The sequence below is a fragment of the Clostridium sp. YIM B02500 genome, assembly GCF_022324665.1.
GTDB classification, from domain to species: domain Bacteria; phylum Bacillota; class Clostridia; order Clostridiales; family Clostridiaceae; genus Clostridium; species Clostridium beijerinckii.
The window spans coordinates 37,597-61,248 of sequence record NZ_JAKGTE010000030.1; the positions used below are offsets into that span (position 1 = coordinate 37,597).

General features: G+C 31.6%; 33 protein-coding genes. All 33 read right to left on the minus strand.

The annotated features are described in order from the left end of the window. Nucleotides 1-229 precede the first annotated feature (229 nt). Entirely contained in the window at nucleotides 230-2,461 is a 2,232-nt protein-coding gene (locus L1S46_RS20505) for a ribonucleoside-diphosphate reductase subunit alpha (protein WP_238900831.1), read from the minus strand. Between the two features lie 196 nt (nucleotides 2,462-2,657). Continuing rightward, nucleotides 2,658-4,013, minus strand: a complete 1,356-nt coding sequence (locus tag L1S46_RS20510; protein ID WP_238900832.1) for a HAMP domain-containing sensor histidine kinase — start codon at nucleotides 4,011-4,013, stop codon at nucleotides 2,658-2,660. Continuing rightward, nucleotides 3,985-4,677 (minus strand): response regulator transcription factor, encoded by a 693-nt coding sequence (locus L1S46_RS20515; protein ID WP_023974808.1) that lies wholly within the window; start codon nucleotides 4,675-4,677, stop codon nucleotides 3,985-3,987. Before L1S46_RS20515 ends, L1S46_RS20510 begins: the two co-directional genes overlap by 29 nt. Before the next feature lie 65 nt (nucleotides 4,678-4,742). After that, nucleotides 4,743-5,504: a hypothetical protein gene (locus tag L1S46_RS20520; RefSeq protein WP_077303764.1), complete on the minus strand. Its 762-nt coding sequence runs from the start codon at nucleotides 5,502-5,504 to the stop codon at nucleotides 4,743-4,745. Between the two features lie 40 nt (nucleotides 5,505-5,544). Beyond that, nucleotides 5,545-6,102, minus strand: a complete 558-nt coding sequence (locus L1S46_RS20525; protein ID WP_011967542.1) for a Fe-S-containing hydro-lyase — start codon at nucleotides 6,100-6,102, stop codon at nucleotides 5,545-5,547. 203 nt (nucleotides 6,103-6,305) lie between these two features. After that, on the minus strand, nucleotides 6,306-7,148 hold the full coding sequence (locus L1S46_RS20530) for a fumarate hydratase (protein ID WP_023974811.1): 843 nt from the start codon (nucleotides 7,146-7,148) through the stop codon (nucleotides 6,306-6,308). 578 nt (nucleotides 7,149-7,726) lie between these two features. Continuing rightward, complete coding sequence (gene cwlD, locus L1S46_RS20535; protein WP_238900833.1) at nucleotides 7,727-8,389, minus strand: N-acetylmuramoyl-L-alanine amidase CwlD; 663 nt, start codon at nucleotides 8,387-8,389, stop codon at nucleotides 7,727-7,729. A gap of 520 nt (nucleotides 8,390-8,909) precedes the next feature. Then, entirely contained in the window at nucleotides 8,910-9,302 is a 393-nt protein-coding gene (gene rpsI, locus L1S46_RS20540) for a 30S ribosomal protein S9 (protein WP_008426638.1), read from the minus strand. Between the two features lie 26 nt (nucleotides 9,303-9,328). Next, nucleotides 9,329-9,763, minus strand: coding sequence for a 50S ribosomal protein L13 (rplM, locus tag L1S46_RS20545; RefSeq protein WP_011967539.1), 435 nt, complete (start codon nucleotides 9,761-9,763; stop codon nucleotides 9,329-9,331). Nucleotides 9,764-9,923: 160 nt separating this feature from the next. Beyond that, a complete protein-coding gene (gene truA, locus L1S46_RS20550; RefSeq protein WP_077829708.1) occupies nucleotides 9,924-10,658 on the minus strand; it encodes a tRNA pseudouridine(38-40) synthase TruA in 735 nt (244 codons plus the stop codon). Between the two features lie 16 nt (nucleotides 10,659-10,674). Beyond that, nucleotides 10,675-11,481, minus strand: coding sequence for an energy-coupling factor transporter transmembrane component T (locus L1S46_RS20555; protein ID WP_017209692.1), 807 nt, complete (start codon nucleotides 11,479-11,481; stop codon nucleotides 10,675-10,677). A gap of 8 nt (nucleotides 11,482-11,489) precedes the next feature. Further along, entirely contained in the window at nucleotides 11,490-12,359 is an 870-nt protein-coding gene (locus L1S46_RS20560; protein WP_238900834.1) for an energy-coupling factor transporter ATPase, read from the minus strand. Then, on the minus strand, nucleotides 12,344-13,195 hold the full coding sequence (locus L1S46_RS20565; protein ID WP_238900835.1) for an energy-coupling factor transporter ATPase: 852 nt from the start codon (nucleotides 13,193-13,195) through the stop codon (nucleotides 12,344-12,346). The genes L1S46_RS20560 and L1S46_RS20565 overlap by 16 nt, the downstream gene beginning before the upstream one ends. Before the next feature lie 233 nt (nucleotides 13,196-13,428). After that, on the minus strand, nucleotides 13,429-13,770 hold the full coding sequence (gene rplQ / locus L1S46_RS20570) for a 50S ribosomal protein L17 (protein ID WP_011967534.1): 342 nt from the start codon (nucleotides 13,768-13,770) through the stop codon (nucleotides 13,429-13,431). Between the two features lie 12 nt (nucleotides 13,771-13,782). Further along, nucleotides 13,783-14,730 (minus strand): DNA-directed RNA polymerase subunit alpha, encoded by a 948-nt coding sequence (locus L1S46_RS20575; RefSeq protein WP_011967533.1) that lies wholly within the window; start codon nucleotides 14,728-14,730, stop codon nucleotides 13,783-13,785. 102 nt (nucleotides 14,731-14,832) lie between these two features. Then, complete coding sequence (rpsD, locus tag L1S46_RS20580; RefSeq protein ID WP_011967532.1) at nucleotides 14,833-15,453, minus strand: 30S ribosomal protein S4; 621 nt, start codon at nucleotides 15,451-15,453, stop codon at nucleotides 14,833-14,835. A 30-nt stretch (nucleotides 15,454-15,483) separates the two neighbouring features. Beyond that, entirely contained in the window at nucleotides 15,484-15,879 is a 396-nt protein-coding gene (gene rpsK, locus L1S46_RS20585) for a 30S ribosomal protein S11 (RefSeq protein ID WP_011967531.1), read from the minus strand. 15 nt (nucleotides 15,880-15,894) lie between these two features. After that, the gene (rpsM, locus tag L1S46_RS20590) at nucleotides 15,895-16,263 is read right to left on the minus strand and encodes a 30S ribosomal protein S13 (protein ID WP_011967530.1); all 369 of its coding nucleotides are present in this window, start codon (nucleotides 16,261-16,263) and stop codon (nucleotides 15,895-15,897) included. Nucleotides 16,264-16,486: 223 nt separating this feature from the next. Beyond that, entirely contained in the window at nucleotides 16,487-16,600 is a 114-nt protein-coding gene (gene rpmJ / locus L1S46_RS20595) for a 50S ribosomal protein L36 (protein WP_003156543.1), read from the minus strand. A gap of 54 nt (nucleotides 16,601-16,654) precedes the next feature. Further along, nucleotides 16,655-16,873, minus strand: coding sequence for a translation initiation factor IF-1 (infA, locus tag L1S46_RS20600; protein ID WP_002582630.1), 219 nt, complete (start codon nucleotides 16,871-16,873; stop codon nucleotides 16,655-16,657). Between the two features lie 7 nt (nucleotides 16,874-16,880). Continuing rightward, entirely contained in the window at nucleotides 16,881-17,162 is a 282-nt protein-coding gene (locus L1S46_RS20605) for a KOW domain-containing RNA-binding protein (protein WP_011967529.1), read from the minus strand. 87 nt (nucleotides 17,163-17,249) lie between these two features. Next, nucleotides 17,250-17,999 (minus strand): type I methionyl aminopeptidase, encoded by a 750-nt coding sequence (gene map / locus L1S46_RS20610; RefSeq protein WP_023974816.1) that lies wholly within the window; start codon nucleotides 17,997-17,999, stop codon nucleotides 17,250-17,252. Further along, the gene (locus L1S46_RS20615; protein ID WP_011967527.1) at nucleotides 17,999-18,649 is read right to left on the minus strand and encodes an adenylate kinase; all 651 of its coding nucleotides are present in this window, start codon (nucleotides 18,647-18,649) and stop codon (nucleotides 17,999-18,001) included. The genes map and L1S46_RS20615 overlap by 1 nt, the downstream gene beginning before the upstream one ends. 25 nt (nucleotides 18,650-18,674) lie before the next feature. Next, nucleotides 18,675-19,973, minus strand: coding sequence for a preprotein translocase subunit SecY (gene secY / locus L1S46_RS20620; protein WP_238900836.1), 1,299 nt, complete (start codon nucleotides 19,971-19,973; stop codon nucleotides 18,675-18,677). A gap of 1 nt (nucleotide 19,974) precedes the next feature. Continuing rightward, a complete protein-coding gene (gene rplO / locus L1S46_RS20625; RefSeq protein WP_238900837.1) occupies nucleotides 19,975-20,415 on the minus strand; it encodes a 50S ribosomal protein L15 in 441 nt (146 codons plus the stop codon). 21 nt (nucleotides 20,416-20,436) lie between these two features. Next, complete coding sequence (gene rpmD, locus L1S46_RS20630) at nucleotides 20,437-20,616, minus strand: 50S ribosomal protein L30 (protein WP_011967524.1); 180 nt, start codon at nucleotides 20,614-20,616, stop codon at nucleotides 20,437-20,439. A gap of 12 nt (nucleotides 20,617-20,628) precedes the next feature. Further along, nucleotides 20,629-21,126: a 30S ribosomal protein S5 gene (gene rpsE / locus L1S46_RS20635; protein WP_011967523.1), complete on the minus strand. Its 498-nt coding sequence runs from the start codon at nucleotides 21,124-21,126 to the stop codon at nucleotides 20,629-20,631. A 20-nt stretch (nucleotides 21,127-21,146) separates the two neighbouring features. Further along, complete coding sequence (rplR, locus tag L1S46_RS20640) at nucleotides 21,147-21,506, minus strand: 50S ribosomal protein L18 (RefSeq protein ID WP_011967522.1); 360 nt, start codon at nucleotides 21,504-21,506, stop codon at nucleotides 21,147-21,149. Nucleotides 21,507-21,524: 18 nt separating this feature from the next. Beyond that, the gene (rplF, locus tag L1S46_RS20645) at nucleotides 21,525-22,067 is read right to left on the minus strand and encodes a 50S ribosomal protein L6 (protein WP_011967521.1); all 543 of its coding nucleotides are present in this window, start codon (nucleotides 22,065-22,067) and stop codon (nucleotides 21,525-21,527) included. Between the two features lie 68 nt (nucleotides 22,068-22,135). Next, nucleotides 22,136-22,534 (minus strand): 30S ribosomal protein S8, encoded by a 399-nt coding sequence (rpsH, locus tag L1S46_RS20650; RefSeq protein ID WP_008426597.1) that lies wholly within the window; start codon nucleotides 22,532-22,534, stop codon nucleotides 22,136-22,138. Nucleotides 22,535-22,566: 32 nt separating this feature from the next. Beyond that, a complete protein-coding gene (locus tag L1S46_RS20655; protein ID WP_009167825.1) occupies nucleotides 22,567-22,752 on the minus strand; it encodes a type Z 30S ribosomal protein S14 in 186 nt (61 codons plus the stop codon). Nucleotides 22,753-22,768: 16 nt separating this feature from the next. Beyond that, nucleotides 22,769-23,308: a 50S ribosomal protein L5 gene (gene rplE / locus L1S46_RS20660; RefSeq protein ID WP_011967520.1), complete on the minus strand. Its 540-nt coding sequence runs from the start codon at nucleotides 23,306-23,308 to the stop codon at nucleotides 22,769-22,771. 22 nt (nucleotides 23,309-23,330) lie between these two features. After that, a complete protein-coding gene (gene rplX / locus L1S46_RS20665; protein WP_011967519.1) occupies nucleotides 23,331-23,645 on the minus strand; it encodes a 50S ribosomal protein L24 in 315 nt (104 codons plus the stop codon). Between the last annotated feature and the right edge of the window lie 7 nt (nucleotides 23,646-23,652).

Here is a 23,652-nt window from a genome sequence, read left to right on the forward strand (position 1 = left end):
TGCACTCCTATTCTCTAAGCATTATATAGCTAACATGTGTTAGTTATATAGCAATTAATTCTAAAAATTTTATATCTAAATATATCATAATTATTCATATATTTTATTTTTCATAAGTTCAAATAACCAAGTAGTATCAAAGAACTAAATTAATTTGAGTTCTCGTTTATCAATCTCACTATGTATAACCCCTAATACTAAGTATTGATACATAGATTATAAAGTACACTTACGCTGAACAAGTTTCACATTCTGTCACTTCTAATGATTTTGATCTGACATAATATATAGATTTAACACCACATTTACATGCCTCTATATATAAGTTCATTATTTGCCTCATTGTATAGCTACTCGTTATATAAAGATTAAAGGATTGACCTTGATCTATATGCCTTTGACGTATTCCATTCATTTTAACACACCACATTTGTTCTATATTATAAGCCGAATTATAATACCAATAATTATCTTCTGAAAGATTTGGTGCAGTCTTAGGAATTATACTTCCCTTTTTTTCTTCTAAATAGAATCTTGCCATAATAGGATCAATTCCTTCTGTTGTTCCTGCAATTGTTGCCGTCGAGCCATTTGGTGCTACTGCAATTAAATATCCATTTCTAGTTCCAAATTCATGAACTAGCTCCTTTAGTTCATTCCATTTAGCGCTATTGTAGTTTCTTAATCTGAAATACTCTCCAGTATCCCAATCAGATCCCTTAAACAATTCATAGAATCCCTTTTCTTTTGATATGTTCATACTGGCTTTTATAGCATAGTAGTTTATCTTCTCATAAATTTTATCCACAAAACTTTTATGTTCTTCTTCCGTCCAATGTATCTTATTGTTAACAAGCATATGATGATATCCACTAGTTCCAAGACCTATTGCCCTATACTTTTTGTTCGTAATCTCAGCAAAAGGAACTGAATAATAGTTTAAGTCAATTACATTATCCATTGCTCTAATCTGAGTTTCAACAACATATTCTACTTCTTCATCATTACATACATCTATATTTCCAAGTACTACTGATGAAAGATTACATACAACAAAATCTCCTGGTATTATTTTTTCAACCACAGCATATTCATCTTTATCACTAAGAATTTGACTTTTTTGTATCTTCATCGGACTCATATTCTGCATAATTTCAGTACATAAATTTGATGAATATATCATTCCGTTATGCTTATTAGGATTCATTTTATTTGTCATATCTCTATAAAATGCGAATGGTGCTCCTGTTTCAACTGCACTCTTTATGATTAATCTCACTAAATCTTTTACTGACATTACTCTTTTCTCTATTCGCTCATCGCTTACACATTCATAATACTTTTCTTCCCATTGCTCTCCATAAAAGTCTTCTAATGCATATCCTTTAATGTTCTTAATCTCATGTGGACACATCATATACCAATTGGCATCTATATCATTTTCAGCAAGCCTCCAAAATAGATCTGGATAGCATATACCTGGAAATACGTCATGTGCCTTTTTCCTATCATCCCCATTATTAGTCCTTATTTGAAGAAACTCAGGAATATCCTTATGCCATGCATCTAACCATATTGCCACCGAGCCATTTCTCACACCTAACTGATCTACAGCTATTGCTGTATCATTAAATAATTTAACCCACGGTATTACCCCTCCAGATGCTCCTTTAAATCCTCTGATTGGTGAACCTAATGCTCTAATTTTTCCCATATATATACCCATTCCACCACCAAATTTAGATACTTTAGCGAAATTATCAAGGGATTTATAGATTCCCTCTAAACTATCTTCCACTGAATCTATAAAGCATGAACTTAATTGATAAAATGGCTTTCGTGCATTAGACATTGTTGGAGTTGCCATAGTGGCTTTTAACGAACTAAGTACATCATAGAATCTCTTTGCCCAATATACTCTATTTTCCTCTTTCTCTGGAATTGCAAGATGCATAGCTATTCCCATAAACATTTGCTGAGGAAGCTCTATAGGGCTTCTATTATAATCTTGAACTAAATATCTACTTGCTAAAAGATTGATTCCACTATAATTAAATAGAAAATCCCTTTCCGGCTTTATATCCTTCTCCAGTTCTAAAATATCTTCTCTTGAGTAATTCTTTAAAATATATTCTCCATAAAGACCTCTTTCAGTTAGAGATTCAATAAATTCGTAATAATCCTGGTATAAATTCTTATCATCCTCTAAATTTCTAGAACTTCTAACTCTATTATAAAGTTCATATGTATACGCCCTAGCTGCTACATATTGCCAATTAGGCTCCATATCTGTAGTTAATTCCAGCGCTACTTGTATCAATGAATTTCTTATTTCTCTTTTATTCATATCTTTTCTTACAATTGGATTTAAAGCATCTAATAATTTATCTTCTGTATAAAGTCCCTCATTATCTTTAATTGTATTAATAGCATCTTTGCATAATTCACTCAAAAGCGACATTCAATTATCTCTCCCTACTACATATTGTGTTTTTTGTATGTAATTTAATTCTTCTATACAACATATCGTATATTATAATTGTTAGCATCATAATTGTAAAACCTTAAAATTTATAGATATATATGAAAAAAGTAGCTAATCTTTAGTTTTCTATAGATTAACTACCTAATTGATAAAATTTATTTATTAATATTTTTTATCCCTTATTTATTGGAAGCATAAGATAAATTTTAAACATATCTCCTTCTTTTTTTATTTTAACTTCTCCACCATGAAGTTCAACTATACTCTTTGTGATTGCTAGACCTAATCCCGAACCTTCTACTTTAGAATTTCTAGACTTATCTCCTCTTGCAAATCTTTCAAACATTTCGTCTTCATTAAAATCCATTTCGTAATTAGCAATATTTTTCACGCCGACATTAACATAATCACCATCTATTTTTACATTAATATAAACCCTAGTATTACTCATTGAATACTTTAGTGCATTAATTATTATATTTTCTAAGGCTCTTGACATCATCTTTCCATCAAGTTCCATATATACAGCATCTTCTTCACTTGTTACTTTAAAGGAAATATTTTTTTCCTCATATAAAGTACTGTATTCACCTATACCTTGATGTATTAATGATAGTATGTCTATTAACTCTCTATTTAACTTAATTTTCCCACTATTGATTTTTGACATTTCAAATAAATCTTCAATTAATACTTTTAATTTTAGCGACTTTCTCTCTAATATTAATAAGTATTCTTCTCTTTCTTCCTCCGTTATATCACTATTCTTTAGTATGTTAACATAATTTATAATTGATGTTAAAGGCGTCTTTAAGTCATGCGATACATTCGATATTAATTCTGTTTTCAGTTTCTCATTGTGGACACCATCTTCTAATATTTCCTTATATCCCGCTTTTATTAAGTTAATATTTTTTGCAAGCTCTTTTATCGCAGGCGATCCATCCAATTTAATATCATCTTGCAAATTTCCTTCACTAACTCTTCTGAGTGCATCATTTACGACTATTATGTCTAGAGTCTTCTTTAATGCATACATCATAGTGAAAAATAATATTATAATAACAAATACACTTCCTTTAAACGGATACGTTTGAAAAAACTTCACAAATATATTATTTTCATATCCTCCAGTAGCCAGAAAATATAAATATGCAATTAACAATATCAATGCTAATGCAATGGATATTATTAATTTGCTCCTTGTTTCTTTATAATGAAATCCATTTTTAATTACAAAAATCACATTATTAACAAAATCAGATTGTATTCTAGGTGAATTTTGATTCTTTTTCAATATGAAAATAATCTTTGTAATAAACGCCACATACATAACAGCTAAGAAAAGTAGTCCTCTTAAATCACTTTTAATTCTATTAACTGCTAAACTGTGTTGCGACCTATTAATCTGTATATAATCACCCAATGCTGAAAGTAAAAATAATGTTATCAATGCTACAATTATTATATCTACTAAATAGATGCTACTAAAATATAGCTTAATCTTCCTTTTCAATCTTGTATCCAATCCCCCACACCACCTTGATATATTCAGGCTCTTTTGTGTTTATTTCAATTTTTTCTCTTATTCTCCTAATATGTACGGTTACTGTATTTTCACTTTTGTAAAATATCTCTTCCCACACGTTTTCGTATATCTCTTTAATAGAAAATACTTTTCCTAAATTTGATGCTAGCAAATATAATATTTTGTATTCTGTAGCTGTTACCTTAACATCTTCCCCTCGCAAAGTAATCTTTTTTGCAACGGTATCTATTACTAAATCTTTAACTTTAATTATATCCTTACCCTCTTCTACATTTAGAGGTTTCTCATACCTTCTTAATTGAGATTTAACTCTTGCTACCAATTCTAAGTGGTTAAATGGTTTAGTTATATAATCATCCGCCCCTACATTTAATCCTAATATTTTATCTGAATCTTCGCCTTTTGCAGATAACATTATTATAGGTAAGTTTTGACTTTCTCTTATCTTTAAACAAGTACGTATCCCATCAAATCTAGGCATCATTATATCTAGTATAATTAAATGTATTTTTTCTTTTTCAAGAATATCTAGAGCTTCCAATCCATCCTCAGCCTTAAATACTTTTAAATTTTCGCCTCTTAAATATATTTCAATTGCATCTCGTATTTCCTTTTCGTCATCAACTACTAATACATTGAACATACAAATTCCTCCTAAAGTTCACGTCTCACATAATATTGTTTTACAATGAACTTATCTTCTAAATATTAATTATACACTGCTTTTTTAAATTCTTCTGAATTTTTAACTGGATCAAAATCATGTTCTTCTTTTGCTATTTCCTTTATTGATGCATCCATTTGTATTGCTTTATTCAAATACAGCATTGTATTTTTTATGTCTCCTCTTCTTCCATAAATAGATGCTATACCATAATAACTCCATTCATAATCTTCAACATCTAAAGCCTTATTATACCATTCAAGTGCGTCATCCATTTTTCCATATAATTCATATGTAAGTGCCTTATTAAACCTTGCATATCCATAGTTATTATCAATACTTAATGCCTTATCTATATCATCTATACCACTATTAAAATCTCCATTATAAGACTTCGCAATTCCTCTTATATTATATCCCATTGCATTACTTGGAAATTCACTTATAAGCAAATCTGCTTTGCTTATTGACTCAATGTACTTATGTGAAAAAAATAAATTATATGCTTCGTCGTATAATTCATTTTCCCTTTCAGAATAACTAGACTTTTCATTTGTTTTATCATCAACAGCCTTTTTAGAATCATTCTTCATATCTATACTTTCTAGTTCTTTATTGGCTACATTATTATCTGATTGCTGAGTTCCCTCAGGCATTACTATTTCTTTTTCTTCTTTATATTTATTATCCTTGCTATTTCTATTTTCTATAAATTCATGAGCTATTATCCCCAATGCTATTAACACTAGTACAAATAATAGTATTCTTTTATTTTTCTCTTTTCCTGGTAACTTAATTCTACTCATATATTTCTCCTTTTAATACGGCTTAATATATAACTCCAATTTATTTTACCGAATCTAAATATTCTCTTTGACCAATTTCATATAAGTTATTTCCTTGAGCATCGATAATAACAACTAGAGGCATATCCTTAACCTCCATTTTTCTTATAGCTTCAGCTCCTAAATCTTCATAAGCGATTATTTCAGACTTAATAATACTTTTTCCTATTAATGCAGCTGCTCCTCCAATTGCTCCAAAGTATACTGCCTCATTCCTTTTGATTGAACTAATTACTTCATCGTTTCTTGCACCTTTACCTATCATTCCTTTTAGTCCAATGTCCATTAATTTAGGTGCATAAGCATCCATTCTGTAGCTAGTTGTTGGACCAGCAGACCCTATAACAGTCCCTGGCTTAGCTGGTGATGGTCCTACATAGTATATAACCTGATCTTTTATATTAAAAGGCAGCTCCTTCCCTTCATCAAGCAATTCTATTAATCTTTTATGTGCGGCATCTCTAGCAGAATATATTATCCCACTTAACAAAATACTATCTCCTGCTTTTAATTGTCTTATCTTTTCTTCATTAAGAGGTGTCTCTAATTTAATTTCCATAGCTTTTCTCCAATCATACATATAATTTCAATTTTTATTTCTAATACATTCTTACCAATTAGACTTTTAATAAAATATATAACTCTAAAAAGTTTAATTCATCAAAGCTTCATCTTAAATAGTCAAATAATGAAAGTTAGGTAATTCATAAAGAATTAGCTGTGTTATTTATAACTTATATATCTCATTTAAATCATAGTTTTTTATAGTATTACCTCTTTATGTCTAGTAGCATGACAATTTATATTTACCGCAACAGGTAACCCCGCAATATGAGTTGAATAAGTCTCTATATTTAACCCTAATGCAGTTGTTTTACCTCCGAATCCTTGTGGTCCAATTCCCAATTTATTTACTTCTTGTAATAGTTCCAATTCTAATTCCTTATAAAATTCATCTTCATTCCTTATATTGATGGGTCTTAATAATGCTTTCTTAGCTAAGTATGCTGCCTTATCAAAAGTCCCTCCAATTCCAACACCTATTACCATAGGAGGACATGGGTTAGGTCCTGCCGCTTTAACTGTATCTATTATGAACTTCTTCACTCCATCCAGTCCATCTGATGGCTTTAACATACCTATTTTACTCATATTTTCAGAACCAAATCCCTTTGGTGCTAATATGATCTTAACCTTATCACCATCCACTATGTCATAATATATTATAGCTGGAGTGTTGTCCTTTGTATTAACTCTTCTTATCGGATCTTTTACTACCGATTTTCTTAGAAATCCTTCCTCATATCCCCTACGTACGCCTTCATTAATAGCATCTTCAATCCTTCCACCAACTAAATGAACATCTTGTCCTATTTCAATAAATACACATGCCATTCCCGTATCTTGGCACATAGGCATTTTTTCATTTCTTGCAATTTCTGAATTTATTAATATCTTATCTAAAACATCGGATGCTAATTTCCATGGTTCTTCTTTCTTAGCATTTAATAATGCATCATTAATATCTGATCCTAAGAAATAATTAGCTTCAATTGATAAATTTTTAATAGCTTCTGTTATAAGTTCAACATTTATTTCTCTCATTCTTACAGCTCCTTTATTATCGCTTATAAACTATACATTTATACTTATTACTACATATAAGTTTAAAAGTATTTCTTACTATTTACAACCCCAAATAAATTTTATTTAATCCAATAATTCTCAGACCCCCATGCAAGCAATTGCGGCATATACTGTACATCATAATCATAAGCGAAGAATTCTATATGATGATTTTTAGTATTTTCCTTCTTAATGTTACTAAATACTTTCTCTATTTTTTAATTTATCGCTCATAATTATAGTTCATTACTACTATAATTATATATATATGTTGCAATAGCTGGCTTACATTTAAAATACTTGTAAGCCAAGTATTGAATTTTAAAAATGCAGGAATTCAATTGCAACATATATAATTATTTTATATATTTGAGAGGTTAATTTATGAACCCTAAAAATTTAGATAAATTTCTAACTATACTAATTTACTTTTTAATTGTTCTTTTAACCTGTTTACTATTGTATAATCTGTTTTTATTAGTAAACAAATTATATTATTCTTATGAATATCCTCAAAATAGCATAAAAGTTGGCCCCATTTTCATGAAATTAAATAACTAACTATCTTTATTCTCAAAATAGTTATTGACACCAGTTGTTATTCCTTTTGCTATTTTGTCTTGATGTTCATCGCTTTTTAGTTTTTGCTCTTCTTCATAATTAGATAAGAAGCCACATTCTACGAGAACACATGCACCCTCATATCCATCTCTAAGTATTCTATATTGTTCCTTTGCAGCCTTAGGAACTCTCTTATTGTTATCATTTATTGTTTCTTTGAGTGATACTTGAATATTTTCTGCTAAAGACTTGCTGATCTCATTAGATGAATACCAAACTTGAGACCCAAAGCAACTGGACTGTGGAAACATATTCTGATGTATAGATATAAATGCATCACATTTAACATCCTTCTTCATTTGACATCTGGCATTAAGATCTTTAACTTTCTTCGCATCTAATTGTGAATCCCCTTCTCTTGTCATATACACAGCATATCCAGAGTCCTCCAACTCCTTTTTTAACTTTAAAGATATAGATAGATTTATATCCTTCTCTATAGTTCCACTCTTTGATTTTGCTCCACCGTCAATTCCTCCATGTCCAGGATCTATTAATATTATCCTTTTATCTTTATTTTCTTCGGAATTTGTCCTTACCGGAATCCCAGAAATTAAGCAAAATATGCAGAACAATGCTATCCATTTTTTCATTCTCATAAAACTGTTCCTCCAAATCATTTAGACTTACATACTGTATTGTTTGCTATACAATCTTAATTATTCAAATTCATTTATATTAATAAACTTTTATTTTTTATTAAACATATTTTATAGAACACCCAATAGATGCATCACCACAATTTTTAATATAATATCTAAAATATTTAATCAATTGAAATCCATCTGTAATTACCATATATAGAAATGTTAATAATTTTATAAAAAATGAATTATACCACTTAGAACTTATATATACATGAATATATATTGTATATAATAGAGCTATATTTAGACTTGTAATAGCTAAAGAATTCATTTAAGGCAAAATATATATAGGCTTAGCTTGAACATATATATATAATAGAAGAGTTTATAACTATATTAGGAAGTGGCACCAGAACCGCATTACTAGAAATGTAATAACTATTATTTATATTTGTTCTTTAAGATTACATATTTTTATATAAAATAAAAATCCCACAAACACCGCGTTTGTGGGATTTTTGATCTCCAAATATTATCTCTTTGAGAATTGTGGAGCTCTTCTTGCTGCTTTAAGACCGTATTTCTTTCTTTCTTTCATTCTTGGGTCTCTTGTTAAGAATCCAGCCTTCTTTAATTCTGGCTTTAAAGCTTCATCAGATTTAACTAATGCTCTAGCTATACCATGTCTAATAGCTCCTGCTTGACCTGTAAATCCACCACCGTGAACATTTACTAAAACGTCAAATCTATCCTTAGTTCCAGTTAAAACTAATGGTTGGTTTACGATAACTCTTAATGTTTCTAAACCAAAAAAGTTTTCTATTTCTCTTTTATTTACAAGAACCTTACCACTTCCTGGTACAAGTCTTACTCTTGCAACTGATTTCTTTCTTCTTCCAGTTCCCATGTATTGAACTTTTGCCATTTCTTTTTCCTCCTCCCGAGATCGTATTAGTATCTTAATTCTAGTACTTCTGGTTTTTGAGCTGCATGATTATGTTCTGCACCTCTATATACATTTAATTTCTTTAACATTTGTCTTCCTAAAACACCGTTTGGAAGCATTCTTCTTACTGCTTCTTCAAAAGCAAATTCAGGCTTTTTATCTAATACTACTCTATAAGGAGTTTCTTTTAATCCGCCTGGGTAAAGACTATGCTTTCTCATTAATTTTTGATCTAATTTCTTACCAGTTAAAACTACCTTTTCTGCATTAATTACAATAACAAAATCTCCGCAGTCAACATTAGGTGTAAATGTTGGTTTATTTTTACCTCTTAAAATTGAAGCAACTTGGCTAGCAACTCTACCTAGTGGCTTACCAGCAGCATCAACTACATACCATTTTCTTTCAATTTCACTTGCTTTAGCAATGTATGATTTCATCTGTTTCCCTCCCTGAACTTACATTAATTCTTTACTTATTATTTTAAGTAAGATTTTTTATGTCAAGACCCGGGGCTAGTGGATCTTATATACATAAATGTTTTAACAAACAAACCTATTATAATACACGCACACGGGCGTGTCAACACATTTTTATCATTTAATAGAAAACTTTTTCTAATATTAATCCGTTTGGCGGTACGCACATTCCTGCTTTTTTTCTATTTCCTTCTTCTATTATATCTTTTATATTTTCCGCTTCTAGTTTTCCATTTCCAATCTTTATTAATGTACCTACTATTATTCTCACCATATTATACAAAAATCCATCAGCCGTAATAAATATTTTTATTTCATTTCCATTTTGATCTATATATAGATCATGAATAGTTCTTGTTGTAGTTTTTATTGAGCTTCCTGGAGACATAAACGCCCTAAAGTCATGCCTCCCTATAAAATATTCACATGCTCTTCTCATCTCATTTACATCCAATCTATACTTATAATGATACAGATATTGGTGACCTAAAGATAACCTTTCATATCTATTTATAATTGTATAAGAGTATGTCTTTCCCTTTGATGAATATCTTGCATGAAAATCTTCACTTACTTCTTCTGATTTAATTATAGATACATCTTCTGGCAGTCTTGTATTAATAGCTTCTCTAAACTTATCTCCAGGTATTGAAGAATTAGTCAAAAAGTTTGCAACCATTTCTCTTGCGTGAACACCCGCATCAGTCCTGGAACTTCCATTAATCATAATTTCCTCTCCAGTAGCCTTAAATATTGCTGTCTCTATTACTTTTTGAATAGTTCTGCCTTTGGGTTGCCTTTGCCACCCGCAAAAGTTACTTCCATCAAACTCAATAATTAATTTTATATTTCTCATTTAAGTTATCTTACTCCTATAGCATAATAAATCTTACAGCTATGCACCATAAAACTAAAATACAAAATACAATAAAAGCAACCAAGTCCCTATACGAAAATTCAAGTATTTTCATTCTAGTTCGCCCAGCACCACCTCTATAGCCTCTTGCTTCCATTGCCATTGCTAATTCATCTGCTCTTCTAAATGAACTGATAAATAAAGGCACTAATAATGGTACTAAGCTCTTAGCCTTTTTTATTATTCCGCCTGACTCAAAATCAGCCCCTCTAGCCTTCTGAGCTTTCATTATTTTATCCGTTTCATCTATTAAGGTAGGTATAAATCGTAAGGCTATTGTCATCATCATAGCAAGTTCATGAGCCATTTCTTTTCCAATCGGCCGTAATAATTTTTCGATTCCATCAGTTAACTCAATTGGAGATGTTGTTAATGTTAACAGTGATGTTCCTACTATTAATAGAATTAGTCTTATTGCCATAAATGCTGCAATACTTAACCCCTCCGGATATGCCTTTAAAAATCCAATACTAAAAACTTCTGTCCCTTCAGCGCCCCTAACCATAAATATATTTAGAGCAGCTGTTAAGACTATCAATAGGAAAATTGGCTTCAATCCATTAAAAATAAATCTAAATGGCACCTTTGCGATCAATATTATAGCTAGTAAAAAAACAACAACAAAAGTATAACCTATAAATTTATTTATGATAAATAAACATGCAATAAAAAGTATTGATATAAGGATCTTTGTTCTAGGATCTAACTTATGAACAAATGACTCTCCAGGTAAATATTGTCCTATTGTAATATTCTTCAACATAATTTTGTCTATTCCCCTTTCACTTTATTTATCCTCAAAGTAGACAAAAGTTGCTTTTTTGCTTCCTCTATCGTAAATATATTATCTGGAATGTCAAATCCTTTTTTTCTTAGTTCTCTTATTAGATATGTTACCTGAGGGACACCAAGTCCTATCTTCTCTAGCACATCAACTTCTTTAAATACTTCTGCTGGAGTTCCTTGTAATGCTACTTTCCCACCATTCATAACAATGATTCTTTCTGCAATCTTTGCAACATCCTCCATACTATGACTAACTATAATTATAGTCATATTATAATCCTCATGTAGCTTTCTTATCTGATCTAATATATCATCTCTACCCTTTGGATCTAACCCTGCCGTAGGCTCATCCAATATTAGTGTTGTAGGTTGCATTGCTATAACTCCTGCAATTGCAACTCTTCTCTTCTGACCACCGCTTAAGTCAAATGGCGATCTATCTTTATAAGTCTCATAGTCTAGACCAACCATTTCCATCGCCCTAATTACCCTATTATTAATTTCGCTATCGGAAAGTCCTAAATTTCTAGGCCCAAATTCAATATCCTTAGCTATAGTTTCCTCAAAAAGTTGATATTCCGGATACTGAAATACCAAGCCAACCTTTTTTCTTATATCCGTAAGCTTTGCTTTTTTATCAGTAATATTTGTTCCATCAACAATTATTTCTCCACTAGTTGCTTCTAGTAAACCATTAAAATGTTGTATTAAAGTAGATTTACCAGAGCCAGTATGCCCAATTAGTGCTACAAATTCTCCATCTTTTATTTCTAAAGACACATTGTCCAATGCAGTCTTTTCAAATGGACTCTTAGGCATATATATGTGTGTTAAATTTTCTACTTTAATTGACATAATTCATTCACCATCTCATCCACATTTAATATTTTTTCATTTATATCTATTCCTGCCTTTTTTAGCTCATAAGCTAATTCAGTAACCTGTGGAACATCTAAACCTATTTTTTTCATTCGCTCTACCTGAGGAAAAATTTCTCTAGGAGTCCCTTCCATTTTTACACTTCCACCATCCATTACTACAATTCTATCAGCTTGAGCTGCCTCATCCATGTAATGTGTTATTAATACAATAGTAATACCATGAATTTTATTTAATTCATTTATGGTTTTTAGAACTTCCCTTCTTCCTGATGGATCTAACATTGCTGTAGGTTCATCAAAAATTATGCATTCAGGTTGTATTGCAAGTATTCCTGCTATAGCAATTCTTTGCTTTTGTCCACCAGATAAAAGATGTGGCGCATGCCTTTTATATTTGCTCATTCCAACCTTCTCCAGGCTTTCATCAACTCTTTTTCTTATCTCTGATGGTTCTACTCCTAAATTCTCTGGTCCAAAAGCAACATCTTCTTCCACTATGGTAGCAACTAACTGGTTATCAGGATTTTGAAACACCATTCCTGCTCTAGATCTAATCTCCCAAACATTCTCCATTTTACTAGTATCCAAGCCATCTACAATCACTGTTCCCTCTGATGGTACAACCAATGCATTCATATGCTTAGCTATCGTTGATTTACCTGATCCATTATGCCCTAAAACTACTAAAAACTCCCCCTTTTTCACCTCCAAATCTACATCTTTTATTGCATATTTTTCTTGCTTAACTCCTTCTGTATCCTTTACATATTTAAAAGATACTTTTGCACACTTTATCATCGCATCACTCATAGTGTACCTCCCCATGATGTTTTATAGTTTTAATATATTATACAAATGTTTTTCAAAGACAACATTGTTATCTTTGATATTAAATTATTATTTTCATTATATCTCAAAATCCAACATATTCAATAAAAAAATATATATCTTGAGTAAGAAAACATCTCTATAATAAATTAAGTTCCAATTTTATTTTCTATGTCAAAATGGGGATTAAGTTTAAACTTAATCCCCCATTAGTATTATACTAATTCAAGTATTACTATCTCAGCTCCGTCCCCTCTTCTAGGACCTTTTTTAATTATTCTTGTATATCCGCCATTTCTTTCAGTATACTTTGGAGCTACATTATCAAATAAATTCTTAACAACTAATTCTTCTTGAACATAAGATAATACTTGTCTTCTAGCATGAAGATCTCCTCTTTTTCCAAGAGTAATCATTTTTTCTGCTATTGATCTAGTTTCTTTAGCTCTTGTTTCAGTTGTCTCGATTTTACCATGTTTTAATAGACTAGTAACAAGATTTCTTAGCATAGCTCTTCTTTGGTCTGTAGGAAGACCTAATTTACGATGACCTGCCATGGATTTACCTCCTTACTCCTCGGTTAGTTTTAGGGCTAAACCTAATTCTTTAAGCTTTCTTTCAACTTCTTCTAAAGATTTCTTTCCTAGATTCCTTACTTTCATCATATCATCCATAGATTTTGTAGCAAGTTCTTGGACTGTATTAATTCCGGCTCTCTTTAAACAGTTATATGATCTAACTGATAAATCAAGTTCTTCTACAGTCATTTCTAGGACTTTTTCTTTCTTATCGTCTTCTTTTTCTATCATTATTTCAACATCATTAGTATTATCTGTTAATGACATGAATAATTTAAAGTGTTCAATAAGTATTTTTGCTGATAAACTAATAGCTTCATCTATTTTTATAGTACCATTAGTCCAAATTTCTAAAGTTAATTTATCATAATCAGTAATTTGACCAACTCTTGTATTATCAACAGTAAAATTAACTCTTTTTACTGGTGTATAAATAGAATCAACTGCTATAGCTGAAATAGGCAATTCATCACTCTTATTTTTATTTTGAGTAACATATCCTCTTCCCTTATTAACTGTCAATTCCATATAAAGTCTTCCATCGTTATCTAAAGTTGCAATATGTAAATTCTTATTAACAACTTCAACATCACCATCAGTCTTTATATCTGCTCCAGTAACTTCTCCTGGTCCTTTAGCATCAATATAAATAACTTTTGGACCTTCACCATTCATTCTTAGAGCTAATGATTTGATATTAAGAATTAACTCAGTAACATCTTCTTTAACTCCTTGAACAGTAGAAAACTCATGAAGCACACCATCAATTTTGACAGAGGTTGTTGCAACTCCTGGAAGAGATGATAATAGTATTCTTCTTAGGGCATTTCCTAATGTAATACCATAGCCTCTTTCAAGTGGTTCAACAACGTACTTACCATAAGTACCATCTTCATTAGCTTCTATACATTCTATTATTGGCTTTTCGATTTCTAACATTGACAAACCCTCCTTATTTTAAAAATGGCAACCTTATTATGAGGGCAACTGATTCTATATTTGCATATATTGTGATAAATTTCTCTAACAAATATAAATATATTATTTACTGTATAACTCAACAATAAGTGTTTCGTTAACAGGCACATCTATATCTTCTCTTGATGGCTCTGCAACTACTTTTCCTTCATAGTTATCAACATTAGCTTCTAACCATTTTGGTAAAGTTTTTGGATTTTCAACAAAAGTTTTAAACTTTTCACTTGATCTGCTCTTTTCGCATACAGTAATTACATCATTAACTGAAACATGATATGAACAAATGTCAACCTTTTTACCATTTACTAAGAAATGTCCGTGAGTCACTAATTGTCTTGCCTCGTTTCTTGATGAACCATAACCTAATCTATAAACTATGTTATCAAGTCTCATTTCTAGTAATTTAAGTAAGTTTTCACCTGTTATACCTTTAATATGCTCAGCTTTTTCATAATATGTTCTAAATTGGCCTTCTAATATGCCATAAATTCTTCTTGCTTTTTGCTTTTCTCTTAATTGAACACCATAGTTTGATACTTTCTTTTTGTTAGCTCCATGTTGTCCTGGTGCATAGCTTCTTCTAACGAAAGCACACTTATCTGTAAAACATCTATCACCTTTAAGGAAAAGTTTCATACCTTCTCTTCTACATAATCTACATGTAGCGCCAGTATATCTTGCCATTAAATTACACCTCCTATTACTACATTTATATTAGACTCTTCTTCTCTTTGGTGGTCTACAACCATTATGTGGTATTGGAGTAACATCTTTAATCAAAGTTACTTCTAGTCCTGCTGCTTGTAAGGATCTTATAGCTGCTTCTCTTCCTGAACCAGGTCCTTTAACATAAACCTCTATACTTTTTAAGCCGTGTTCCATTGCTACTTTAGCTGCAGTTTCTGCTGCCATTTGAGCTGCAAATGGTGTGCTCTTTCTTGATCCTCTGAAACCTAGTGCTCCTGCACTTGACCATGATAAAGCATTTCCTACTGCATCTGTTAAAGTAACTATTGAATTATTAAAAGTTGACTTAATGTGTGCAGCACCATGCTCAACATTTTTTCTTTCTTTTCTTCTTCTAGTTTTCTTTACTGTTTTAGCTGCCATTATCTTCCCTCCTTACTATTTCTTCTTATTTGCTATTGTCTTCTTAGGACCTTTTCTAGTTCTTGCATTAGTCTTAGTTTTTTGTCCTCTTACTGGAAGACCTCTTCTATGTCTAATTCCTCTATATGATCCTATTTCTACTAATCTCTTGATATTTAAAGCGACATCTCTTCTTAAGTCACCTTCAACCATTAAATTCTTGTTGATATAAGTTCTGATTTCATTAACTTCTTCTTCTGATAAATCCTTAACTCTTGTATCTGGATTAATTCCTGTTACAGCTAAGATTTTTTGTGAAGTTGATAATCCTATTCCATATATATATGTTAAACCTATTTCAACTCTTTTTTCTCTTGGTAGATCAATACCTGATATTCTTGCCATTAAAATTTACACCTCCTGATAATTGAAATGTATAAAAGTTGATTTTATAATTTATGATTTATAATTTATAATAAAATTTTAGGTCAATAGACGATTCTATTGCCAGCCGCCCTAAAATTTATTTTTGATTAATTAAACGACTATATAATCATATTTGACTTTTGCTGAAATGTCAATATTATTTACATTTATTTTAATGTAAATAATATTGTAAACTTGATCATTAGCCTTGCTTTTGCTTGTGCTTAGGATTTTCACAGATTACCATTACTTTTCCTTTTCTTCTGATTACTTTGCACTTTTCACAAATAGGCTTAACTGATGGTCTTACTTTCATAGCTAACCCTCCTCATATTACTTTTGTAGTAGATCAATGTAAGTTATATCTACTTTATTTTGCTCTCCATGTAATTCTACCTCTGGTTAAATCATAAGGAGAAAGTTCTACTGTAACTTTATCTCCTGGTAAAATTCTTATGAAGTTCATTCTTAATTTACCTGATATGTGTGCTAGAATCTTATGGCCACTTTCAAGTTCAACTTGAAACATAGCGTTTGGTAAAGATTCTAATACCGTACCTTGCATTTCTATAACATCATCTTTTGACATAAGGTAATCAACCCTCCTTAACAATGCCTCTAAGCTTTAGGAATCTCTTAATCTTTAAATTAGTACTCTTATCGCATGAGTTTATTAATGATAATAATTCATCATCTACATCTTCTAAAATACTTAAGTGTTTAATTTTTTTCTTCTTAGGCATCTCAATTAATTTTGTATCTCCATTAGCTAGTAATACATAATCATCATCTATCTGCCTAACAACAACATATAAGTGATCTTTATCTCTTCCTGCTTTTGAAAGTACTACTTTTCCAATCAAGTCATTGTTTTGCAAATTTTTCACCTCTATGATTACCTTAGTATAAATTAACACTACCACAACGGTATTATGCAAATTTATAACTAAGCAACACTCTTTATTCTACTTAATCAGTGTTAATATTTCAGGTCCATCTGATAAAATTGCAACTGTATTTTCATAATGTGCCGATAAAGAAGAATCCGCTGTTACAACTGTCCATCCATCTTTTAATGTCTTAACCTTATAAGTACCAGCGTTAACCATAGGTTCTATCGCTAACACCATACCCTCCAGTAATTTCGGACCTCTACCAGACTTTCCGAAATTAGGTACATTAGGATCCTCGTGAACTTTTCGCCCAATCCCATGACCTACAAAATCTCTTACAACTGAGAAACCTGCTGCTTCTACGTAGCTTTGTATCTCATGTGATATATCAGTTAATTTATTTCCTTGTTTTGCAAACTTTATACCTTGGAAAAAACTTTCTCTTGTTATATCAATTAATCTTTGAGCTTCTACTGAAACTTCCCCTACAGAGAAAGTTCTTGCAGCATCTCCATGGAATCCATCAAAAAACGCCCCACAGTCAATACTAACTATATCGCCTTCTTTAAGAACATATTCTCCTGGGAATCCATGTATTACTTGCTCATTTACTGAAATACATAGTGACGAAGGAAAACCATATAAGCCTTTAAATGAAGGTTTTGCTCCATGCTTAGTTATAAATTCTTCTGCTATTCTATCCAAATTTGCAGTTGTTACTCCGGGTTTTACCTCTTTTTCAAGCAATAGCAATGTTTCTCCTACTATTCTACCTGCTTTTCTCATTATGGCTATTTCATCATGATTCTTTACAGTAATCATTATTTGTTGTTCCCTAACAATTCACATATTCCTCTGAAAACTTCATTAATAGCTTTTGTGCCATCCACTTCTGAAAGCAAGCCTTTTTCACCGTAAAATTCAATTAGCGGTTGTGTTTCCTTTTGATATACATCAAGTCTTTCTTTTACAGTCTCAACTGTATCATCTTTTCTCTGTATAACTTCACTTCCACACAAATCACATTTTCCTTCATTTGTTGGAGGATTAAATTTAACATGATAACTTGCTCCGCATGATGGACATACTCTTCTACCAGTCATTCTTTCTAGAATAAATTCATTAGGTACCTTTATAAGCAATGCGGTATCTAATTGTTCATTCTTATCTACAAGAAAGTTGTTAAGAGCATCAGCTTGAGCCACAGTTCTAGGAAAACCATCTAATAAATATCCGACCTTACAATCGTCCTGTTGCAGTCTATCCTTAACCATATTAATTGTTACTTCATCAGGAACTAATTGTCCGTTATCAATATAACCCTTTGCTTCTATTCCTAAGGGAGTGTTTTCAGAAATATTCTTTCTGAAAATATCACCTGTAGAAATATGTGGTATTGAATATTTATTGCTAATTGATTTAGCCTGTGTTCCCTTTCCAGCTCCAGGAGGACCTAGTAATACTATCTTCACTGGCTTCATCTCCATTTATTCTAATCTATTTAAGAAATCCTTTATAGTGCCTAACTACCATTTGTGATTCTACTTTTCTAGTAAAATCTAACGCAACATTTATAACAATTAATAATCCAGTTCCTGAAAAAGCTATATTTTGAAATTGTGTATAGTTTTGTATTATAACTGGAGTTACAGCCAATACCGCTGCTAATATACCTCCAATAAAAGATAGTCTGTTTAAAACTCTTTCAAAATATGTTGTGGTTTCTTCACCTGGCCTTACTCCAGGCACAAATCCTGCCGATTTATGCAAATTCTCAGACATTTCATCTGGTTTAAATGTAATCTGAGTATAAAACCAATTAAAGAATATTGTCAGTACTGCATATAGTACCATATACATCCAACTCTTTTGATTAAAGACAGATGTAGGATTATTTAATACCCACTTTGCCCACTCTTTTTGACTTTCACCTACTCCACCAAATAATGTGGCAATAGTTTTTGGAAAATCCATTACGGACATAGAAAATATAATAGCAAGAACCGCTGATCCAATTATACTTAATGGTATATGTGTTGATTGTGATTTAACCATATTACTATTGCCTGATGCAAATTTACCAGCATACTGCACAGGTATCCTTCTTTCTGATAAAGAAAAATATAGTATAGTAGCAAGTAGAAATACGGTAAATACTCCAAATAGTACAATTTCCACAACACTTGCACTTCCTGCTTGCTGAAGTGTCATCATTGAAGCAATTGTTGCTGGAACTCTCGAAATTATATTAACGAATATTAGTATTGAAGTACCATTTCCAATGCCCTTAACTGTAAGTTGATCACCTAACCACATACAAAATGTTGTTCCAACCACTAGTGCAAAAACAACAATAGTCTTTTGGATTGCAGTTAATCCAACTGTAGCTCCACTACTTGAAATTGTTGCAAAAATTCCATAAGCTAAGATAAAAGCTATTCCAAGAGATACATAACGTGTTGCATTTTGTATCTTTTTTCTGCCAGTATCTCCTTCTTTTGATAGTTGCTCCAATTGTGGGATAGCAACAGTTAATAATTGAATTATTATTGATGCATTAATGTATGGCATAACTCCTAATGCTAATATACTGGATCTGCTAAAAGCTCCTCCAGAAAGCATATCATAAAATCCTAATAGTCCACCAGACTGAGATAGATTTTTTAAAAAATCAGAGTTAATTCCAGGAAGAGGAATATGACTTCCCATCCTGAAAACTGCAACTAATAATACTGTCCATAAAATCTTTTTTCTAAGTTCAGGAACTTTGAATGCATTGCTTAAAGTTTGAAGCACTTTACATCACCTCAACTTTTCCCCCAGCTGCTTCAATCTTTTCTATAGCAGACTTAGAGAACTTACATCCTTTAACCGTTAAGCTTTTTTCTAATGTTCCGTTTCCAAGAATCTTTACTCCATCCAAAACCTTACTTACAACTCTTCTTTCAAGTAATAATTCTGGAGTAACTTCAGTACCATTTTCAAAGATATTTAATCTGTCAAGATTTATGCTAACAATCTTCTTTGAAAAAATGTTTGTAAAACCTCTCTTAGGAAGTCTTCTATATAAAGGCATTTGACCGCCTTCAAAACCAGGTCTTACGCCACCACCTGATCTTGCATTTTGACCCTTTTCACCTTTACCAGCATTTCTTCCTAATCCAGAACCAGTACCTCTACCAATTCTTTTAGGTGCTTTCTTGCTACCTGCTGCTGGTTTTAATTCGTGAAGTTTCATATTCAGTGCACCTCCTTGTTTTTATACTTCTTCTACTTTTAATAGATATTCAATCTTTTTTATCATACCTTGAACTTGAGGTGTTGCCTCAGGTTCTACTGTTTTTCTTATCTTTGTTAGTCCAAGAGCATTTGCAGTAGCGATATGGTCTTTTTTTCTACCTATTAAGCTCTTAACTAATGTAATTCTTAATTTAGCCATTGCAATATCTCCTTAACCTAATATTTCTTCAACAGATTTGCCTCTTAATTTAGCTATATCTTCTACTGTTCTTAAGCTAGCTAATCCGTTTATTGTAGCATTTACCATGTTATTAGGATTATTTGAACCTAATGATTTAGCTCTAACATCCTTTAATCCTGCTAATTCAAGTACTGCTCTTGCTGGACCTCCAGCAATAACTCCTGTACCTTCTTTAGCTGGCATAATTAGAACATTTGCAGTTCCGAACTTACCATTAACTTGGTGAGGAATTGTTGTTCCTACCATTGCAACGCTTACTAAGTTCTTCTTAGCATCTTCTATTCCTTTTTTTATTGCTTCTGGGATTTCGATTGACTTACCCATTCCAACGCCAACGTGTCCGTTCTCGTCTCCGACAACAACTAGAGCGCTGAATCTGAAGTTTCTACCACCCTTAACAACCTTAGTAACTCTGTTTATGAAAACAACCTTTTCTTTAAGGTCTAGTGTACTAGGATCGATTCTCATTTATTTCCCTCCTTGTTTAATTAGAATTTCAAGCCAGCTTCTCTAGCTGCTTGTGCTAATTCTTGAATTCTTCCGTGATATATGTATCCGCCTCTATCAAATACCACTACGTCAATTCCTTTTTCTATAGCTTTTTTAGCTACTAATTCACCTACAAGTTTAGCACCTTCTTTGTTTCCGCCTTTTGCAGCAAAATCTTTTTCTAAACTTGAAGCAGCTACTAATGTAACACCATTTATATCATCAATAACTTGTGCATATATATTCTTTTCACTCTTAAATACTGAAAGTCTTGGTCTTTCCGCAGTTCCAAAAACTTTTTTACGAACTCTAAGGTGACGTTTTTCTCTGCTCGCCTTTTTGTCTACCTTTTTGAACATAAAACTCACTCCTTTCTATTATTTCTTACCAGTCTTACCTTCTTTACGTCTGATCACTTCATTTTCATACTTAATACCTTTACCCTTATATGGTTCTGGTACTCTCCATTTTCTTATATCCGCTGCAGCAAATCCAACTTTTTCCTTGTCGATTCCGCTAACTATTACTCTAGTTGCAGCTGGAGTTTCAAATGTGATTCCGTCAATAGGTTCAATTTCAACTGGATGTGAATATCCAAGGTTCATTACAAGCTTTTTACCTTGTAATTGAGCTCTATAACCAACACCAACTAAATCTAAAGTTTTTTGGTACCCTTGTTTTACTCCAATTACCATATTATTAATTAATGCTCTTGTTAAACCGTGAAGAGCTCTGTGATCTTTTTGTTCACTATGTCTAGTAACAATTACTTCATTGTTTTCAACAGCTATGCTAATATCTTTATGCATAGTTTTAACTAATTCACCTTTTGGTCCCTTAACTGTAACTAAATTGTCTGGTGTTACAGTAACAGTTACATCAGCAGGAATAGCTATTGGTAATCTACCTACTCTTGACATAATTGCACCTCCTGTATTATTTTAAAATTGCATTTTACAATTTTATCTAGTTTAATTTATCTGAGATATTACCAAACGTAGCAGATTACTTCTCCACCTAATCCGTTCTTTCTAGCTTCTCTATCTACCATTATTCCATTTGAAGTTGAAACAACAGCGATACCTAATCCATTAAGAACTTTTGGTACCTCGTCTTTCTTGCAATAAACTCTTAATCCTGGTTTAGAAATTCTCTTAATACCAGTTATAACTCTTTCTTTATTAGCTCCATACTTAAGAGATAATCTTAACATTGGAACAACTCCATCGTTATATTCATTTATTTCTTTTATATAACCCTCTTGTAATAATATATTTGCAATTTCCTTCTTTACGTTTGAAGAAGGTACTTCTACCACTTCATGTCTTACAGCATTAGCATTTCTTACACGAGTTAATAAATCTGCTATAGGATCTGTCATAACCATTTAATGTGCCTCCTTTCGTTACATCGTATATCTTACCAACTTGCTTTTCTACAACCTGGAATTTCGCCCTTATAAGCAAGTTCTCTAAAACAAATACGGCATACTCCATATTTTTTTAATACAGCATGTGGTCTTCCACATATTCTACATCTTGTATAAGCTCTTGTCTTGTATTTAGGAGTTTTGCTCCACTTTTCAATAATAGCCTTACGTGCCAATGTGTTTCCCTCCTTATTATTGAGCGAATGGCATTCCAAGGAATCTTAATAATTCCCTAGCTTCTTCGTCAGTGTTAGCTGTAGTAACGAAGATTATATCCATTCCTCTAACTTTATCTATCTTATCATATTCTATTTCTGGGAATATTAATTGTTCTTTAATTCCTAATGAATAATTTCCTCTACCATCAAAAGCTTTGCTAGAAACCCCTCTGAAATCTCTAACTCTTGGTAGTGCGATGCTCATTAGTTTATCAGCAAATTCAAACATGTTAGCTTTTCTTAGAGTAACTTTGCATCCTAGTGGCATATTTTCTCTAATTTTAAAGTTAGCTACAGACTTTTTAGCTCTTGTTAATACAGGCTTTTGACCTGCTATTAAAGTCAAATCATTAACTGCTGATTCTAGCACTTTTTGATTTTCCTTAGCTTCTCCAACTCCCATATTGATTACTATCTTCTCTAGCTTTGGTACTTCCATTATGTTTTTATATCCGAACTTTTCAATCATAGCTGGAACTACTTCTTTTTGATATTTTTCTTGAAGTCTTGTCATATTAGTTACCTCCTTTCAAAATCTAGAATGTTTCTCCGCATTTTTTACATACTCTAACCTTAGTACCATCATCTAAAACTTTGTTACTAATTCTAGTCGCATTCTTACATTTGTTACAATATAACATAACTTTTGAGCTGTTGATTGCTGCTTCTTTTTCAATTATAGCGCTTTCAACTTGACCCTTATTAGCTTTTTGATGTTTTTTAACTATATTAACTCCTTGAACAAGAACTTTTCCTGTCTTTGGATACGCTTTTAACACTTCACCAGTTTTGCCTTTATCTTTTCCAGATATAACAATAACTGTATCATTCTTTCTTACATGTATCTTCAAGTTGGCC

Bases quoted from the DNA above. Each gene is read 5' to 3' on its own strand.
- L1S46_RS20505 (WP_238900831.1), bottom strand. From the start codon at position 2,461: ATGTCGCTTTTGAGTGAATTATGCAAAGATGCTATTAATACAATTAAA.
- L1S46_RS20515 (WP_023974808.1), bottom strand. From the start codon at position 4,677: ATGTTCAATGTATTAGTAGTTGATGACGAAAAGGAAATACGAGATGCA.
- L1S46_RS20520 (WP_077303764.1), bottom strand. From the start codon at position 5,504: ATGAGTAGAATTAAGTTACCAGGAAAAGAGAAAAATAAAAGAATACTA.
- L1S46_RS20525 (WP_011967542.1), bottom strand. From the start codon at position 6,102: ATGGAAATTAAATTAGAGACACCTCTTAATGAAGAAAAGATAAGACAA.
- L1S46_RS20530 (WP_023974811.1), bottom strand. From the start codon at position 7,148: ATGAGAGAAATAAATGTTGAACTTATAACAGAAGCTATTAAAAATTTA.
- cwlD (WP_238900833.1), bottom strand. From the start codon at position 8,389: ATGAGAATGAAAAAATGGATAGCATTGTTCTGCATATTTTGCTTAATT.
- rpsI (WP_008426638.1), bottom strand. From the start codon at position 9,302: ATGGCAAAAGTTCAATACATGGGAACTGGAAGAAGAAAGAAATCAGTT.
- rplM (WP_011967539.1), bottom strand. From the start codon at position 9,763: ATGAAATCATACATTGCTAAAGCAAGTGAAATTGAAAGAAAATGGTAT.
- truA (WP_077829708.1), bottom strand. From the start codon at position 10,658: ATGAGAAATATAAAATTAATTATTGAGTTTGATGGAAGTAACTTTTGC.
- L1S46_RS20555 (WP_017209692.1), bottom strand. From the start codon at position 11,481: ATGTTGAAGAATATTACAATAGGACAATATTTACCTGGAGAGTCATTT.
- L1S46_RS20560 (WP_238900834.1), bottom strand. From the start codon at position 12,359: ATGTCAATTAAAGTAGAAAATTTAACACACATATATATGCCTAAGAGT.
- L1S46_RS20565 (WP_238900835.1), bottom strand. From the start codon at position 13,195: ATGAGTGATGCGATGATAAAGTGTGCAAAAGTATCTTTTAAATATGTA.
- rplQ (WP_011967534.1), bottom strand. From the start codon at position 13,770: ATGGCAGGTCATCGTAAATTAGGTCTTCCTACAGACCAAAGAAGAGCT.
- L1S46_RS20575 (WP_011967533.1), bottom strand. From the start codon at position 14,730: ATGTTAGAAATCGAAAAGCCAATAATAGAATGTATAGAAGCTAATGAA.
- rpsD (WP_011967532.1), bottom strand. From the start codon at position 15,453: ATGGCAAGATATACTGGCGCTACATGTAGATTATGTAGAAGAGAAGGT.
- rpsK (WP_011967531.1), bottom strand. From the start codon at position 15,879: ATGGCAGCTAAAACAGTAAAGAAAACTAGAAGAAGAAAAGAAAGAAAA.
- rpsM (WP_011967530.1), bottom strand. From the start codon at position 16,263: ATGGCAAGAATATCAGGTATTGATCTACCAAGAGAAAAAAGAGTTGAA.
- rpmJ (WP_003156543.1), bottom strand. From the start codon at position 16,600: ATGAAAGTAAGACCATCAGTTAAGCCTATTTGTGAAAAGTGCAAAGTA.
- infA (WP_002582630.1), bottom strand. From the start codon at position 16,873: ATGTCAAAAGATGATGTTATAGAAATGCAAGGTACGGTATTAGAATCT.
- map (WP_023974816.1), bottom strand. From the start codon at position 17,999: ATGATTACTGTAAAGAATCATGATGAAATAGCCATAATGAGAAAAGCA.
- rplO (WP_238900837.1), bottom strand. From the start codon at position 20,415: ATGAAACTTCACGAATTAAAACCAGCAGCAGGTAGCAAGAAAGCACCT.
- rpmD (WP_011967524.1), bottom strand. From the start codon at position 20,616: ATGGCTAAATTAAGAATTACATTAGTTAAGAGCTTAATAGGTAGAAAA.
- rpsE (WP_011967523.1), bottom strand. From the start codon at position 21,126: ATGAGAATCGATCCTAGTACACTAGACCTTAAAGAAAAGGTTGTTTTC.
- rplR (WP_011967522.1), bottom strand. From the start codon at position 21,506: ATGTTCAAAAAGGTAGACAAAAAGGCGAGCAGAGAAAAACGTCACCTT.
- rplF (WP_011967521.1), bottom strand. From the start codon at position 22,067: ATGTCAAGAGTAGGTAGATTACCAATAGCTATTCCTGCTGATGTAACT.
- rpsH (WP_008426597.1), bottom strand. From the start codon at position 22,534: ATGGTTATGACAGATCCTATAGCAGATTTATTAACTCGTGTAAGAAAT.
- rplE (WP_011967520.1), bottom strand. From the start codon at position 23,308: ATGACAAGACTTCAAGAAAAATATCAAAAAGAAGTAGTTCCAGCTATG.